15 protein-coding genes are annotated in these 16331 nt (G+C 73.8%); 14 read left to right on the forward strand and 1 reads right to left on the reverse strand.

Annotation, left to right across the window (positions count from 1 at the left end; genetic code table 11):
- On the reverse strand, positions 1–2012 hold a 2012-nt coding region (locus tag RB146_12855; protein ID MDQ7829860.1), incomplete at its 3' end, for a hypothetical protein.
- 133 nt (positions 2013–2145) lie between these two features.
- On the opposite strand from RB146_12855, the gene RB146_12860 reads away from it, so the two are divergent.
- From RB146_12860 to RB146_12925, 14 genes are all read left to right on the forward strand, one after another.
- Positions 2146–3207 (forward strand): site-2 protease family protein, encoded by a 1062-nt coding sequence (locus tag RB146_12860; GenBank protein ID MDQ7829861.1) that lies wholly within the window; start codon positions 2146–2148, stop codon positions 3205–3207.
- Positions 3198–4385, forward strand: coding sequence for an ABC transporter permease subunit (locus tag RB146_12865; GenBank protein ID MDQ7829862.1), 1188 nt, complete (start codon positions 3198–3200; stop codon positions 4383–4385). The genes RB146_12860 and RB146_12865 overlap by 10 nt, the downstream gene beginning before the upstream one ends.
- Positions 4386–4498: 113 nt before the next feature.
- Positions 4499–5023, forward strand: a complete 525-nt coding sequence (gene nrdR / locus RB146_12870; GenBank protein MDQ7829863.1) for a transcriptional regulator NrdR — start codon at positions 4499–4501, stop codon at positions 5021–5023.
- A gap of 16 nt (positions 5024–5039) precedes the next feature.
- The gene (locus RB146_12875; protein ID MDQ7829864.1) at positions 5040–7724 is read left to right on the forward strand and encodes an adenosylcobalamin-dependent ribonucleoside-diphosphate reductase; all 2685 of its coding nucleotides are present in this window, start codon (positions 5040–5042) and stop codon (positions 7722–7724) included.
- 71 nt (positions 7725–7795) lie between these two features.
- On the forward strand, positions 7796–8140 hold the full coding sequence (locus RB146_12880; GenBank protein MDQ7829865.1) for a DUF4870 domain-containing protein: 345 nt from the start codon (positions 7796–7798) through the stop codon (positions 8138–8140).
- A gap of 216 nt (positions 8141–8356) precedes the next feature.
- Positions 8357–9304, forward strand: coding sequence for a phosphate/phosphite/phosphonate ABC transporter substrate-binding protein (locus tag RB146_12885; protein MDQ7829866.1), 948 nt, complete (start codon positions 8357–8359; stop codon positions 9302–9304).
- Between the two features lie 79 nt (positions 9305–9383).
- Positions 9384–10154 (forward strand): phosphonate ABC transporter ATP-binding protein, encoded by a 771-nt coding sequence (gene phnC / locus RB146_12890; GenBank protein ID MDQ7829867.1) that lies wholly within the window; start codon positions 9384–9386, stop codon positions 10152–10154.
- A gap of 48 nt (positions 10155–10202) precedes the next feature.
- Complete coding sequence (gene phnE, locus RB146_12895) at positions 10203–11366, forward strand: phosphonate ABC transporter, permease protein PhnE (GenBank protein MDQ7829868.1); 1164 nt, start codon at positions 10203–10205, stop codon at positions 11364–11366.
- A 59-nt stretch (positions 11367–11425) separates the two neighbouring features.
- Positions 11426–12295, forward strand: coding sequence for a peptidoglycan editing factor PgeF (gene pgeF / locus RB146_12900; protein MDQ7829869.1), 870 nt, complete (start codon positions 11426–11428; stop codon positions 12293–12295).
- Complete coding sequence (locus tag RB146_12905) at positions 12296–13060, forward strand: YggS family pyridoxal phosphate-dependent enzyme (protein ID MDQ7829870.1); 765 nt, start codon at positions 12296–12298, stop codon at positions 13058–13060.
- Positions 13061–13071: 11 nt separating this feature from the next.
- Entirely contained in the window at positions 13072–13467 is a 396-nt protein-coding gene (gene sepF, locus RB146_12910; protein ID MDQ7829871.1) for a cell division protein SepF, read from the forward strand.
- Positions 13468–13569: 102 nt separating this feature from the next.
- On the forward strand, positions 13570–14694 hold the full coding sequence (gene mtnA / locus RB146_12915) for an S-methyl-5-thioribose-1-phosphate isomerase (protein MDQ7829872.1): 1125 nt from the start codon (positions 13570–13572) through the stop codon (positions 14692–14694).
- 15 nt (positions 14695–14709) lie between these two features.
- A complete protein-coding gene (locus RB146_12920) occupies positions 14710–16062 on the forward strand; it encodes a glycosyltransferase family 2 protein (protein MDQ7829873.1) in 1353 nt (450 codons plus the stop codon).
- Positions 16063–16182: 120 nt separating this feature from the next.
- Positions 16183–16326 (forward strand): hypothetical protein, encoded by a 144-nt coding sequence (locus tag RB146_12925; protein MDQ7829874.1) that lies wholly within the window; start codon positions 16183–16185, stop codon positions 16324–16326.
- Positions 16327–16331: the final 5 nt, after the last annotated feature.

Genomic DNA, 16331 nt, shown 5'->3' on the forward strand with positions numbered 1-16331 from the left:
GCCACGGTCTGGATGAAGGTCAGCAGGAGGAGCGCGGCGACGACGGCGACCAGGAGGTCGGGCAGCGCCGCGACGGCCAGTCCGGCCCGGGTGATCCGCTCGGGCGCCTCCAACAAGATCTCGAAAAACTTCAGGCCCGCCATGAGCAGGGCCACGAAGGGCACGGCGCCGACCGCGCCGATCTCCCGCGCCTCGCCCATGGTGTAGCCGACGAACCACCCCAGTAGCGCCGCCCAGAGCAGGTCGCGCACCACCCGCCTGGCCCGGTGCCCGTGCCGGGGGCCCTCCCGCGAGCGCAGGGTGCCCACCGCCAGCAACGGGACCGCCACGGCGAGCCCCAGGATCGCCACGCCCAGGCCCCATCCGTAGCGGTTCTCCGGCAGCTCACCGGGCACGGCGAACATCACGCCCACCAGGGCAGCGGCAGGTGCGAGGACGAGCCACGGGCTGCCAGGCCAGGGACGCCGCCACCGCTCAGGCGGCGGCAGGGCAGCCTCGACGAGGTCGCCGAGGAACGAGGCCATCAGCATGCCCGCGGCGGCAAAGACCGCGAGCAGCGTGGCGATGACGACGAAGTACGCGAGGAAGAAACCGGGGCCCAGCGCGAGGAAGGCCAAACTGGCCAGGGAGGGGCCCAGGCCCTCCCAGGGACGCCCGCCAGCACGCAGGACCCCGAGCAGGTAGTCCTGCACCGGGAAGTAGGCCGGGTAGAAGAGAGCCGCTGCCCACACCAGCCATGGCAGGAGGCGCGCGCGCCTCCGGCTGCGCAGCACCCGGCGGGCCAGCGGCTCGAATGCCCCCGTTGCGCGCCACCCGGCCAGCACGAACACTGCCCAGGCCAGGGCGGTCCCGGCGCGGCTGGCCAGGTCGAGTTCACGGCGCGGGACCTCATGGAGCAGGAGGAGCAGGACCAGGCTCGCTACCAGCACCGCCCGCGCGGGCGCACCGGACGGGTGGACGCCGGTGGGCGGGCCCGGGGAGTAAGAGAGGTCGACCGGCCTGCGCCGACCTCGCAGGATCACCGCCCCCGCTCCGCCGGCGAGCAGGGCGGCCAGGGCGACCGTGGCGACGAGCGGTGTCCACGGGAAGCCACCGAGGCGCTCACCCAGCAGGACCAGGCTCACGACTCCCGCGGTGGCACTCACGAGGAGGTCGGAGAGCGCCTGCGGGGGGACGACCCGATGGAGGGCCTCCGAGCGGTCGACGTCCGCGGCGACGGTCACCGCGCCGCCCGCCAGCAGGACCAGGACCGGGAGGGGGACGTACGGGGTGCCCGACGGGGAGAGCAGACCCGGACCCAGGGCGCCCGCCGTGTAGCCGAGGAGCGCGGCGGTGACGACGGTGAAGACCAGCACGCGGGCGGCGCGCGATGCCGCCTGCCTGCGGCTGCGCCCGGCCAGCGCCGCGACGAGGACCCCGGCGGTCACCGCGGTGCCCGTGAGGGCCCCCCACGAGAGCGCCACGAGGCCCGCCACGAAGGACGCAGGGGATCGGGGGGCCAGGGCCTGTCCTGCCGCGGCGGTGCCGAGTGCCAGCGCGAACCCGGCCGCCACCAGAGCCACGGTGACGGCCACCGGCGCACCCGTGCCGGCCGCCCGCCTGCCCGCCCGTACGGCCAGCGCGTCGAGCGTATCGCCGAGCAGTATCCCGGCAGGGACGAGGAGACACGGCAGGAGCGCCACGACCACCCACCCCGGTCGGGCCCACCCCACGAGGACCAGGAGGACCAGGAGCACCAGGAGCACCAGGGGCACCAGGGGTCGCAGAGGCGCCAGAGGGCCGGGGAGCGCGACCTCGAGGGGGTAGCGGCGCACGGGAGGGGAGAGGATGACGGCCAGCGCCCTGGAGGCATGGACCACCGCCAGGGGCAGCGCCAGCGCGAGGGCTGCGGCGCTGAGGGCCTCCCCGGGTGCGCGGCCCGGATGCTCGAAAGCGAACACCACGCCGAGGAGGAGGAGCGTCGGGACGAACGGGGCCAGGCGGACCGCCACGCCCCTGCTCTTGGCCCTCATGACGTCGCCTTCCTCCGGGCGGTCACTGCACGGTACCGGGGCGCCCCAGGGCACGGTGTCTCCGCGGCGGCTCCCGTGCAGGAGAGGCGCGCGGACGCGCGAGCGGCACGCGGAGACGGTAGAATAGCCCTGCATGTCGACGGAGCTCCTCTGGCGGATCGACGAGATCCGCGGGCTGATCGATCCATACCTCCCCGTCCGCGACGTCTGGTTCGACGGCGGTCGGCCCGCCTTCGCCGTGGACCACCCCGGCGACCTGCGCCTGCGCTTCGAGGCGGTCCGTCGGGTCCTCGAGCCGCTGGGTCTTCTGCCGGCCCTGCGGCGTCGGCGGGACACCACGCTGCTCCTGGTGCTGCCGGCGCCGGCCGTCCCGCCGGTGCGCTACGGCCTCCACCTCCTCCTCTTCCTGGCCACGCTGGCCACGACGCTGGCCGCCGGCTACCTCCAGGCCCTCCCCCTGGTCGAGGCCGGATACCTGCGCGACGCGCTCACCGGCGCCGCCGCCTACGCCGTGCCGCTCATGGCGATCCTCCTCACCCACGAGATGGGGCACAAGGTGGCGGCCGCCCGCCGCGGGGTGCAGGCCAGCCTGCCCTACTTCATCCCGATGATCCCGCCGGTGGGCACGATGGGGGCGGTGATCGTCACCCGCCGCCCGGCGCCGGACCGCGACAGTCTCATGGACCTGGGCGCGTCGGGTCCCATCGCCGGCTTCCTGCTGTGTCTGCCCGTCCTGGCCTACGGCATCCGCCACTCCTACCTGGTGCCGCCACTGGGCGAGGGGTACATCAGCTTCCCCGACCCGCTGCTGGTGCGGTGGCTCACGGAATGGCTGCTGCGCCCGCCGGAAGGCCTGGTGGTGCTGGGCCACCCCGCCTTCTGGGCCGGGTGGTACGGGTTGTTGGTGACCAGCCTGAACCTCCTGCCGGCCAGCATGCTGGACGGCGGGCACGCGGTGCGCGCCGCGCTGGGCCCGGAGCGTCACCGCCTGGTGTCGTACGGCGGGGTGGTCCTGGCGCTGGCCCTGGGCTACCTGCCGATGGCCGTGCTGATCTGGCTCTTCCTCGCCCGCGGGCATCCGGGACCGCTCGACGACGTCACCCCGCTCAGCCCGGGGCGGGTGGTGCTGGGGCTTGTGCTCATCCTCATCTTCCTGGTCAGCACGGTACCGCTGTGGAGCCTGTGGTGGCAGTGACGCGGGCGCTCGGCCGACTGCTGGGGCCCGCCTGGACCGTCTTCCTGAAGGAGATGACCGAGGCGCTGCGCGACCGGCGGACGGTGGCCCTCGGACTGGCGGTGCCGGTGGTCCTCATGCCCGCTGTGACGCTGGGCCTGCCCGCCCTCGCCGTGCGCGAGGAGGCTCGCCTCCAGGCGGCGCCCGTGCGCGTGGCGGTGCGGGGCGCGGAGCACCTGGCGCCGTTCCTGCAGCAGGCCCGAGCGCAGGGGGCGCTGGTCGTCGTGGCCGCGCCGGAGCCGCTCGGCGCGCTGCAGGCGGGCCGTGTCGATGCGGTGCTGGAGGCCTCCCCGGTGGAGGGGGCCGTGCGGGTGCGGGTGCTCTACCAGGGGACGAGCGTGGCCTCGGTCGTGGCCCGGCAGAAGGTGACGGAGGCCCTGGCCCGCTACAGCCTGGAGGCGATGCAGGCCCGCCTGGCCGCCCTCGGGCTCGCGGCCGAGACGCTGCTGCCGTTGCACGTCGAGGTGGAGGCGGTGGGCCCCACGGTGGATACGGTCCGGGCGGCGCTGGCCACAGTGCTGCCCTTCTTCATCGCCGTGTGGATGGTGCTCGGGGGGCAGTACGCTGCCCTCGACCTGGGCGCGGGGGAGGCCGAGCGGGGCACACTGGCCGCCCTCCTTCTCACGCCCCCTCCACGGCTGGCGCTGGTCCTGGGGAAGTTCGCCACGGTGCTGCTCCTGGCGGTCTGCTCGGTGGCCCTGGTCGTGGGGGCGGTCCTGGCCACGCTCCGCGTCGGCGGCACGGCGCTCGGGCAGGCCGCCACCTCGCTTCCGCCGACCGTCGCCCTGGCGCTGCTGGCGGCCGGCCTGCCGCTGGCCGGCTTCCTCACCGCCGTCCAGCTCCTCCTCAGCCTGGTGGCGCGGAGCGTGCGCGAGGCCCAGCTCCTCTTCACCCCCCTCTACCTGGCCGTGGCCGCGGCCGTGATCCTGGCGCAGCTCCTGCCGGAGTGGGGCCGCCGGACCTGGGTCTACGCGCTCCCCTTCCTCAACAGCGGCTACCTGCTGCGAGGCGTCGTGGTGGGCACGGTCGGCGGGGTCGACGTGGGGCTGGCCGTGGTCTCCTTGCTCCTGGCCACAGGCCTCGTCCTGGCCGGTGCTGCAGCCGTCTACCGTCATGAGCGGGTCGTCTGGGGCTCATAGATCTGGGCGCTGCTGCCCTTGACGAACACAAGATCTTGTGGTAGGCTCCCTGTGCTAAGGGGCAGAGGGTCTTCCTTCCTCTGTCCACATCTTTCTCCGGCGGGACCGTCGGGATGCGCTGCCCCCACTGCCAGCACGAGGAGAGCAAGGTCCTCGACTCCCGCCCCGTCGAGGACGGTGCGGCCATCCGCCGCCGCCGGGAGTGTCTGGCCTGCGGGCGCCGCTTCACCACCTACGAACGCGTCGACCCCATCCCCCTCATGGTCGTCAAGCGCGACGGACGCCGCGAACCCTTCTCCCGCGACAAGGTGCTGGGGGGCCTGGTCAAGGCGGCGGGCAAGCGCCCCATCTCCATGGAGGCGCTGGAGGGGATCGTCCAGGCGGTGGAGCGGGAGCTGCGCAACCGCGGGGAGCGCGAGGTGCGCAGCGTGGAGATCGGCGAGATGGTCATGGAGCGCCTCCGCCCGCTCGACGACGTGGCCTACGTGCGTTTCGCCAGCGAGCACCGCCGCTTCCGGGACGTGGACACGCTGGTCGAGGAGATCGAGACGCTGAAGGCCCGGAAGGCCCGGGAGGAGGCCGGCCGGGCGCAGGTCCCGCTCCTCCCGCTGCCCGGCAGCCCGACCGACAAGGCCTGAGACCAACCGCCAGGGGGTGACCGCATTGGATCCGACCGCCGCTGCTCCGTCTCCCGCTGCTGCCTCTGCCGCGCTGTCCGCCACTGCCCCGACCACCCCAGAGCCGGGTACCGCGGCACTCACCGCGGCGCCGGGCGCGGGGGAGCCGGCGGCCCGGGCCACCGACCTGCCCCCGGAGACCCTGGCCTACTTCCAGGGGGACGAGCTGCGCGCGCGCGTCTTCTATGACAAGTACGCCCTGCGCGACCGGGAGGGGCGGGTGCTGGAGCGCACCCCGCCGGAGATGTGGCGGCGGATCGCCCGCGAGCTGGCCGGCGTGGAGGCGCCGGCGCGACGGGCGGAGTGGGAGGAGAAGTTCACCTGGCTGCTGGAGGACTTCCGCTTCATCCCCGGCGGGCGGATCATGCACGCCGCGGGCAACCCGAAGCGGGTCACGAGCTCGAACTGCTACGTCATCCCCATCCAGGAGGACTCCATCGAGGCCATCTTCGAGTGGATGAAGGAAGCCGCCCGCACCTACTCCTTCGGCGGCGGGGTGGGCGGCGACATCTCCTGCCTGCGGCCCCGGGGGGCGCCCGTGAACAACGCGGCCCGGAGCAGCACGGGGTCGGTCTCCTTCATGGAGCTGATGTCCCTCACCACCGGGACCATCGGCCAGAGCGGGCGCCGGGGGGCGCTGATGATCACCATCGCCGACCACCACCCCGACGTCCTCGACTTCGTCAGGGTCAAGCGCAACCTGGACAAGGTGCGCTACGCCAACATCAGCGTGCGCGTGTCGGACGCCTTCATGCGGGCGGTGGAGCAGGACGCCCCCTGGGAGCTCGTCTTCGAGAACGAGAAGGTGCGCGTGCGCCGGACGATCCGCGCCCGCCACCTGTGGGAGGAGCTGATCCGCGGGGCGCGCGACTACGCCGAACCGGGCGTGATCTTCTGGGACACGGTCAAACGGTGGTCGACCAGCGAGTACAACGGTATGGAGGTGATCACCACCAACCCCTGCTCGGAGATCCCGCTAGAGCCGTACGGGAACTGCAACCTCGGCAACGTGAACCTGGCCCGCTTCGTCGCGCACGCCTTCACCCCGGAGGCGCGGGTGGACTGGCAGGCGCTGGAGCGCGCGCTGCGGTACGCGACGCGGTTCCTCGACAACATCCTCGACTACAACGCCGACCGGCACCCCCTCTCGCAGCAGCGGGAGGCCAGCCTGCGCTCCCGGCGCATCGGTGTGGGCTTCACGGGGCTCGGCGACATGCTCATCATGCTCGGGCTCAAGTACGACACCGACGAGGCCGTGGCGTTCGTGGACCGGCTCTTCGAGCGCATCAAGGTCATCGTCTACGACGAGAGCGTCAACCTGGCGCGCGAGAAGGGGCCGTTCCCGGCCTACGACCCGGTGCGGCACTTCCAGTCGCCGTTCATCCAGGCGCTGCCCCAGCCGCTGCTCGACCGCATCCAGGCGCACGGGTTGCGCAACGTGGCGTTGCTCACCGTGCCGCCGGTCGGCAGCGGGGCGGCGCTGGCCGGGGTGACGAGCGGCATCGAGCCCATCTTCGACCTGGCCTACATCCGGCGCTCGGAGTCGCTCTCCCAGGAGACCTTCAAGGTCTACCATCCGCTGGTGCGGGAGTACATGGCGCGCGTCGGCCTGCGGGACGAGACGGCGCTGCCGCCGTCCTTCGTCACGGCGCACCAGATCAAGCCCGAGATGCGGGTGAAGATGCAGGCGGCCATCCAGAAACACATCGACCACGCCATCAGTAGCACGGTGAACCTGCCGCACGACACGCCGGTGGAGGAGGTCGAGCGCATCTACTTCCTGGCCTGGAAGCTGGGCTGTAAGGGCATCACCGTCTACCGGGAGGGGAGCCGCGAGGGCATCCTGCTCACCACCCAGCAGGCCAGGGCGGCGGGCGTGGTGCCATCGCCCGAGGCGGCCCGGCCGGCGCCCGTGGTCGTCACGGTTCCGGCGGCGCCGTCGCCGGCAAGCCCCGCGTCGGTCGCCGCGCCGGCGCCCGCGCCCACGGCGACCCTGGCGACCGCAGCGGGCGCCTGCCCCGGCGTCACCCCCGCCCCGCGGCCCCGCCCGAAGGTGACCGTCGGCCGCACCGAGCGCGTCGAGACCCCCCGCGGCCGCATCTACGTCGTGGTGAACGAGGACGAGATCGGCATCAGCGAGGTCTTCGTCCACTCCTTCGACGTCGAGGCCGAGGCCATCGGCCGCCTGGCCTCGCTGGCCCTGCGCGCCGGCGTGGACCCCCGTCAGGTCCTGGAGCAGCTCTGGCGGGTCCAGAGCAAAGAGGTGGCCCTCGACCGCAGCGTGGACGGGACGGTGGTGCGCGTCTCCACCATCGCCCAGGCCGTGGCCCTGGCGCTGGGGCGGGCTCTCTACGGGGACGGGTTCCGGCCCGACCGCGTCTTCCCGCGGGCGGAGGCCCTGCCGGAGCCGGCGGTGCGCACCCGCCAGGAGCGGCTCCGCTTCCAGGCGAATCGGTCCGAGGAGGAGCCGGCGCCTGTGGGCGTCCCCGCCTCCCCCCCGGCGACGCCGGCCGTCGTCTCCGAGGGCAACGGGCGTCAGCAGGGCGCCGGTGAGGTCGGCTGGCCGCTCGAGTTCGTTGGCATCTGCCCCGACTGCGGGGCCAACCTGATCCAGACGAACGGGTGTGCTACCTGCCCATCCTGCGGGTACGCCAGGTGCTGACGCGGTGACGACGCCGCCCGCGACCGGGGCGGCCACCTGACCCCCGGGCCACAGCCCGGAAGGAGGAGCCTATGACCCTGACCCCCGGGAGCGACCAGGACCGCCTGCTGGCGGGGCTCGGCTACCCGATCTGGCCCGTCGCCATCGTCGTACTCCTCACCGACCTGAAGCGCAGCGCCTTCCTGCGCTACCACGCCGTCCAGTCGGTGGGGCTCGGCCTCAGCTACGTGGTGGTCGCCATCGCGCTGGCCATCGTCACGAGTGTGCCCGGGTTGTGGTGGCTGGGGATGCTCACCTGGTGGATCGGCCTGGTCTGGCTGATCCTGGCGCTGGTCTACGGCTACCGGGCCTACCAGGGCCAGACCTTCACCATCCCCGTCGTCAGCGACCTGGTGGCCCGCTACCAGCAGACCTGACCCCTCCCGGCGCTCCCTGTCGCAGGCCGCCCCGCAGGGCTATGATGAGGGTGGCGGTGCCGTGCGCAGCGAATCCTGTCCGTCCACTCGAGGTCTGAAGCCGGAGCGGGGCCCCGGGCGCGGGCGGGGCACGCGGCCGCGGTCGGGGGCCCACGCAGCAGGCGCGAATCCGGAAGCGGGGGAGGGGGACGTGTGAGGAACCGACAGCACGTACTGGTGAGAGGCCTGGTCGTGCTCCTGCTGGCGGCGGTCGTCGCGGGGCCGGTGCCGGCGGCGCAGGCGCAGACGCGCCTGGTGATGGCGTTCGTCCCGTCGCTGGATGCCGAGCGCGTCCTGGCCAGCGGACGCACCGTGGCCCGCATGCTGGAGGTGGCCACCGGGTACAGCATCGAGGCCACGGTGCCGACCAGCTACGCCGCGACCATCGAGGCGCTGTGCGCCGGGCGCGTGCACATCGCCTGGTTTGCGCCCGCATCGTACGTCTTGGCCAACGCCCGATGCGGCGCGGAGGTGGGGCTGATCAGTATTCGGGCCAACCTGCCCTACTACGGGTCGCAGATCCTGGTGCGCAGCGACGTGCCGGCTCGGAGCATCGCCGACCTGCGCGGCAAGCGGTTCGCCTTCGGCGATCCCGCCTCGACCTCCAGCTACATCTGGCCCGCGGTCTACATCAAGAAGAAGGGCTTCGACCCCAACACCTTCTTCAGTCAGGTGATCTTCGCCGGCGGGCACGACCGGGTGGTCATCGCCATCTACCAGGGGAGCGTGGACGCCGGGGCCACCTTCGGGGACCGCTTTGGCAGCGACGCACGCGAGCGGGTGATGCGGCAGTTTCCCGACGTCAAGGAGAAGGTGCGGATCCTCGAGTACGTGGGCCCGCCGACCATCGGCTACATCCCCAATGACACGATCAGCTTCCGGAAGGAGCTGCCCGACGAGGTCAAGCAGCGGATCATCCGGGCCATGTTCCACATCGCCCAGACCCCGCCCGGGCGGGAGGCGGTTAACGCGCTGTACCAGCACGAGGGCTACGCCACGTACGAGGACCTGATCAAGAAGTACAACGTCGACCCGCGGCAGGTCCCCAACCTGGACGCGTTCTTCAACCCCATCCGGGACGCGATCAAGCTGCTGGGGCTCGACCTCAACCGGATCGTCCGGTAGCCGGCATGAGGGACGCGGTCGGCGGGGAGGGGCGCCCGGCCCCTCCCCCCATCGGCCGATGGAGGCGACGCACCGGCCCATGAAGGGCGCGGCCGTCCGCGTGGAGCACCTGGTCAAGGTCTTCCCGGACGGGACGCGGGCACTCGACGACGTCTCCTTCACGGTGCGGCCGGGGGAGTTCCTCATCGTCATCGGGCTGTCCGGGTCGGGCAAGTCCACCCTGTTGCGCTGCATCAACCGCCTGATCGAACCCACGTCGGGCAAGGTCTACATCGACGACGTGGACGTGACCGCCCTCCGGCCCGACGAGCTGCGGCGCCTGCGCCGCCAGATCGGCATGATCTTCCAGCAGTTCAACCTGGTGAAGCGCTCGCCGGTGCTGACCAACGTGCTGGCCGGGCGGCTGGGCTACCTGCCCCCCTCCCAGGCGCTCCTGAACTACTTCCCCCGCGACGAGGTGGCCCGGGCCCTGGCGAACCTGGAGCGAGTGGGCATCGCCGAGAAGGCCCGCACCCGCGCCGACCAGCTCTCGGGCGGCCAGCAGCAGCGCGTGGGCATCGCCCGCGCCCTGATGCAGGAGCCCCGCCTCATCCTGGCGGACGAACCGGTGGCCAGCCTCGATCCCGCCACCTCGCACTCGATCCTCAAGTACGTGGAGGAGCTCAACCGCAAGGAGGGCATCACCGTCATCTGCAGCCTCCACTTCCTCAGCCTGGCCCGCCGGTACGGGACCCGCGTCATCGCCCTCAAGCAGGGCCGTCTGGTCTTCGAGGGGCTCCCCCACGAGATCGACGAGCGCCGGTTCCGCGAGATCTACGGGGAGGAGGCCGTGGAGGTGGAGATCGCATGAGCGCCACCAGGCAGCGGCGGGGGCGTCTCCGGGAGGTCGTCGCCGGGCATGGCTGAGCGCGCCGTCCCCCAGCGGGTCCCGCCGGTGGCCGTGCCCCGGCCGCGCACCCGTCCGTGGACGCTGGCCCTGCTGCTCGTCGGGCTGGCGGTCGTCTACGCATACGGGTGGAAGGTCACGCAGATCAACCTGGGAGACCTCGTCACCAAGGCGCCCCTGGTGAAGCCGCTGGTGCGCGACCTGGTGCGCCCCGACCTGGTGACCTGGGCGCCGCGCCTGCAGGAGGCCGCCGCCGGCTTCGCCTTCTTCCCCGCCACCCCGCCGTCGGTCGAGGCCCCGCCGGGCGGCCCCCGCCTCCTCCTCTCCAGCCCGGTGGGGCAACCCGGCCAGCGCCTCGTCGTCCGCGGCGAGGGCTTTGCCCCGAACCGGCCGGGGGAGCTGCTCTGGGAGGACCAGTCCGGCTCCCGGGCCCGCGCGGCGGGGTTCCGCACCGACGGCCAGGGGCAGTTCGCCGTCACCCTCACCGTCCCCGACCTCATCGGCCAGTCCCACCGCCTCATCGCCCAGGTCCAGGTGGGCGGGCGGGTGCTGCGCCCCAGCCAGACGCTCACCCTGGTGGCGGCCCGAATCGTCGAGACGATCTTCCTGGCGCTCATGGGGACGACCATCGCCGTGGTCTTCGCCGTCCCGCTAAGCTTCCTGGCCGCGAAGAACCTCATGCGCGGCCCGCTGGGGACCGTGGTCTACGGCGTCGTGCGCACGGTGCTCAACATCCTGCGCTCCATCGAGCCGCTCATCATGGCGACGGTCTTCGCCGTCTGGGTGGGCATCGGGCCGTTCGCCGGGGTGCTGGCGCTGGCGCTCCACTCGGTGGCCTCGCTGGGGAAGCTCTACTCGGAGCAGATCGAGTCCATCGACCCCGGGCCCATCGAGGCGATCACCGCCACGGGGGCCAGCCCGCTCCAGGTGATCCGCTACGCGGTGATCCCGCAGATCGTCCCGCCGTTCATCGCCTTCACCATCTACCGGTGGGACATCAACGTGCGCATGTCCACGGTCATCGGCATGGTGGGGGGTGGCGGCGTGGGCTTCCTCCTCATGCAGTACATCAACCTGCTGCAGTGGCAGCAGGCCGCCACCGCGGTGTGGGCGATCACCCTCGTCGTCGCCGCCATGGACTACCTGAGCGCGGCGATCCGGGAGCGTGTCGTCTGAAGGTGGCGCGCGGCCACCCGGGCCGCCCCCGTCCCGCAGGGTCGAGCCCGCGGCCGGCCGTGGCCACCGCGATCCCGCTCCTGCGTGCCCCCACCCTCGCCGGGGTGACCCACGCCTTCACCACCCGGCGGGGCGGGGTGAGCGACGGGCCCTTCGCCACCCTCAACCTGGGCCGCGGCGCTGGCGACGACCCGGCCTGCGTGGCCGAGAACCGCCGCCGTGTCCTGTCGGCCCTCGGGGTGGACCCCGCCGGTCACGTCGAGGCCACCCAGGTGCACGGCACCGCGGTGGTGGTGGTCACCCGCGCCGACGCGGGCAGGGCGGTGGCGGGCGCCGACGGGCTCCTCACCGCGGATCCGGCGGTGACGCTGGCGGTGCACGCCGCCGACTGCGTCCCCATCCTGCTGTGGGACCCGCGGCGCGGGGCCGTCGGCGCGGTGCACGCCGGGTGGCGGGGGACCGCCGCGGGCATCGCCGGCGCGGCCGTGGCGGCCATGGTCCGGGCCTTCGGCACCGACCCACGGGACCTGCGCGTCGCGCTGGGCCCGGCCATCGGACCCGACCACTACGAGGTGGGCCCCGAGGTGGTGGCGGCGTTCCAGGCACGGCCCCGGGCCCGGGCCGTGGTGCGGCCCGGGCAGGGCGACCGGGGCTTCCTCGACCTGTGGGAGGCCAACCGGCTCGAGCTCATCGCCGCCGGCGTGCCGCCCGGGCAGATCTGGGTGAGCCGGCGCTGCACCGCCTGCCACCCCGAGCTGTGGTTCTCCTACCGCCGCGACGGGACGACCGGCCGCCAGGCCGGGTTGATCAGCCCGCGCCGCAGCCCACGCCCGGCCGCGCCCGCCGGGCGGCGCGGTGGGGCGGCGACGGGCGGAGATCGCCCGGCGCCCATCGGCGCCCATAGGAGTCGACGGAGGGCCGTAGAATAGGTGTCCCGGTCGCCGGACGCGCTCGCCTCCCGGCTGGCGCAGGTGCGCGGGCGGCTGGCCGCCGCGGCGCGCCGTGTGGGGCGCGCCCCCGAGGATGTCACGCTGGTGGCGGTGACGAAGGGGGTCGGGGTGGCGCAGGTGCGCGAGGCCCTGGCCCTCGGCCTGCGCGACCTGGGGGAGAACCGCGTCCAGGAGGCCCTGCCCAAGATCGCCCGGCTGGGCGCGGGGCCGCGCTGGCACCTGGTCGGGCACCTGCAGCGGAACAAGGCGCGCCACGCCGCCGAGGCCTTCACCCTGATCCACTCGGTGGACTCCCTGCGCCTGGGGGAGACGCTGGCGCGGCACGCCGAGCGCCTGGGGCGCGAGGTCCGCGTGCTGCTGCAGGTGAACGTGGCGCGCGAGCCGCAGAAGCACGGCTTCGCCCCCGAGGAGGTGGTCGCCGCCGCCCGGGCGGCGCGGAGGTGGACGGGGGTGCGCGTCCTGGGGATGATGACGATCGCGCCGCTCGCCCCCGATCCCGAGGCGGCGCGGCCGGTCTTCCGGGCGCTGCGGGCGCTGCGGGACCGGGTGCGCGAGGTGCTCCCCGAGGCGGAGCACCTCTCCATGGGGATGACGGACGACTTCGAGGTGGCCGTGGAAGAAGGGGCCACGATCGTACGGATCGGGCGGGCGCTCTTCGGGGAGCGCCCGGCCCGTCCGGCGGGCGCGGGAGAGGCGCCCACCGCGGGATCGACCGGGGAGGGGAGGGGAGAGCGGGAGGTGTAGCGGTGAGCGCCATGCAGCGGTTCATGACCTTCCTCGGCTTCGCCGAGGAGTCTCCCGAGGAGGACGGGGCGGAGACGCCGGGGGCGGAGCCGCGCCGTCGCGCCCCCGTCCTCAGCCTGCACACCCCGCGGCAGCTGGAGATCGTCGTCCTCGAGCCGCGGGCCTTCGACGACGCCCGGCGCGCCGCCGACTGCCTGCGCGACCGGCGGCCCGTCGTCCTCAACCTGCAGGCGGTGGACCCGGAGCTCAGCCGTCGCATCGTGGACTTCCTGAGCGGCGTCACCTACGCCCTGGACGGTCACCTGCAGCGGGTGGGGGAGGCGATCTTCCTCTTCACGCCGAGCACCGTCACCATCCACGCGGAGGTGGTGCCGACCGACCGCGCCGGCCTGCTGCCGCTGGGGTAGCGTGCCCGGGTCCTCCGGCGGGGCCCGCCCGTGCTGGGACGCGGCGTGGCCCCGCGAGGCGGGGACCTCCCCGCGGCGGGGCGGGGTATCATGGGAGGGGCGGTGGACGCGGGGGGCGTGGCGGTGAGGAGCGTCTGGTGGGAGGAGGGCACGGTCCGTCTCCTGGACCAGACCCTCCTCCCCTACCAGGTGCAGGTTCGCGTCTGCCGCTCGTGGGAGGAGGTGGCGGAGGCGATCCGCCGCCTGCGGGTGCGCGGCGCGCCGGCCATCGGCGCGGCCGCCGCCTACGCGCTCGCCCTGGCCGCCTGGCGGGGGCAGGCACGCACGCCCGAGGCGCTGGTGGAGGTGGCCGCAGCCCTGGCGGCGGCGCGGCCCACCGCCGTGAACCTGCGCTGGGCGCTCGACCGCCTGCTCACCCGGCTGCGCACCGCCCCTGCGGACGCCGACCCCGCCCGGGTCCTCCTGGACGAGGCCGAGGCGGTGGCCCGGGAGGACCTCGCGGCCAACGCTCGCATCGCCGAGTTCGGGGCCGCGCTCATCGCCCCGGGCGAGCGCATCCTCACCTACTGCAACACCGGCAGCCTGGCCACCGTGGGCGGCGGGACGGCCTACGGCATCCTCCGCCGCGCCCACGCGCAGGGGAGGGGCATTCGGGTGCTGGCCTGCGAGACGCGGCCGGTGCTGCAGGGTGCTCGCCTCACCGCCTGGGAGCTGCAGCGCGACGGCATCCCCTTCGCGCTGCTCACCGACAGCGCCGCCGGGTGGCTGATGGCCCGCGGGGAGGTGGACCGCGTCCTCGTCGGGGCCGACCGGGTGGCGCGCAACGGCGACGTCGCCAACAAGATCGGCACCTACGCCCTGGCCGTCCTGGCCCGGGCGCACGGGATCCCCTTCGTGGTGGCGGCGCCGCGCTCCACCTTCGACCCCCGCTTGCCCGACGGGGGGGCCATCCCCATCGAGGAGCGCCCCCCCGAGGAGGTCCTGACCGTGGCCGGTCGCCCCATCGCCCCGCAGGGGACGCCGGCGCGCAACCCCGCCTTCGACGTCACCCCTCACCACCTCGTCACTGCCCTCGTCACCGACGCGGGGGTGCTCCACCCGCCCTTGGGACCGGCCATCGACCGCCTGCTGGGTCCCGCCGCATCACCGGGTGCCGCCCCACCGCCAGAGGCGCCAGAGACGTCGGCCGCGCCGCTGGGGGGCCGCGGGGGCGGCCGCGGCGCCTGAGGGGGCGCAGACCCCGTGAGCCCGCGCACGACCCGCCACCTGGTCCTGCTGCTCATCGCCGCCCTGTGGGTGGCCATGGTGGTGCACAGCCTCGACTACATCGGCCGCTTCGTCTTCCACTACGTCTTCGTCAGCGTGCGCTGGCTGCAGACCCTCTTCATCGTGCTGAGCATCTACAGCACCGTGCTCCTGGTGGTGGGGCTGCGCCGCCCCGCGCCCCGGCCCCCCACGGCGGCGCGTCCCTTCGTCTCCATCCTCGTCCCGGTGAAGGACGAAATGGCGGTGATCGCGGACACGCTGCGCTGCCTGGCCCGGCTCGACTACCACCGCCGCGGCCGGCGGCGCTTCGAGCTCATCGTCATCGACGATCGCTCCACCGACGGCACCGCCGAGGTCCTGGAGCGGCTGCGCCCCCGCCTGGGGCTGCGCGTGGTGCGCACGCCGCTGGGGAGCGTGGGGAAGGCGGCCGCGCTCAACGCGGGGCTGCGCGTGGCGCGGGGGCGGCTGCTGGCCTTCTTCGACGCCGATGCGCGCGTGGCCCCGGACTTCCTGCAGCGCATGGTGGCCTGCCTGGACGGCCCCCGGGTGGGCGGCGTGCAGGCACGTCGCCTTCCCTACAACGCCGGGCAGAACCTCCTCACCCGCATGCAGGCGGACGAGTTCGGCATCTTCATGACGCTCTTCCAGCGCGCCCGGGAGCGGCTGCGCGCCTTCGTCGCCTTCGCCGGCAACGGGCTCGTCCTGCGCCGCGACGCCCTGGAGGCGGTGGGGGGGTGGCACGAGGACGCCCTCACCGAGGACATCGACCTCTCCGTGCGCTTCCACCTGCGCGGCTGGCGGATCCGCTACTGCGAGGAGGCCGTCGTCTGGGAGGAGGCGGTGCCCACGGTGCGCGACCTGGTGCGGCAGCGCACGCGCTGGTTCGAGGGGGCGATGCAGGCGCTGGGCGAGCACCTGCCGGCCATCCTCTTCGGCCGGCTGCCGCTGCAGACGCGGGTGGACGTCCTCTTCTTCCTGGCGGGGAGCCTCGTGGCCACGCTGGCGCTGCTGACGACCTACGCCTATGGGCTGCTGCGCCTGGCCGGGGTGGTGGTGCTCTTCCTGCAGGTCTCCCCGCACCTCATGGCCGGCGCGTCGGGGCTCTGCTCCCTGAGCCTGCTGGGGGCGGTGGTGGAGCGGCTGGGGTGGCGCCCCGCGCAGCTGGTGGGGGTGCCGCTGCGCTTCGCCCTCTTCTCCCTGCACCGCTTCGTCGTGGTGCCCTACGCCATCGCCCGGTACGTGCGCAGTGCCGTGACCGGGCGGATCGACTGGGCGAAGACGACCCACGTGGGCGAGGTGGCGACGGAGCGGATGGCGGGGGTCCGGTGAACCGCGGGGCGGGAGGCCTCTCTCGAGGGGCGGGAGGCCTCTCTCCACCGGCGTGTGGCGCCGCACCCGCCCTGTCCAACGGTCGTTGTCGAGCGGCGTGGATTGATCTCCGCGAAGGGCATGGTCGCCAACGGCCTCCCGCGCCCCTATCCCGCAGGGGTCGAGGTGGCCGTGTTTCCGCAGAAGGCGCGCCAGCGGCTAGCCCTCCGCCGCCTGCGCGGCGACCTCGACTGGCTGGAGGGAGCGCCGGGGGCGGCGCGGTAGCTAGC

Source organism: Armatimonadota bacterium (assembly GCA_031081585.1).
GTDB classification, from domain to species: Bacteria; Sysuimicrobiota; Sysuimicrobiia; order Sysuimicrobiales; family Humicultoraceae; genus Geohabitans; species Geohabitans tengchongensis.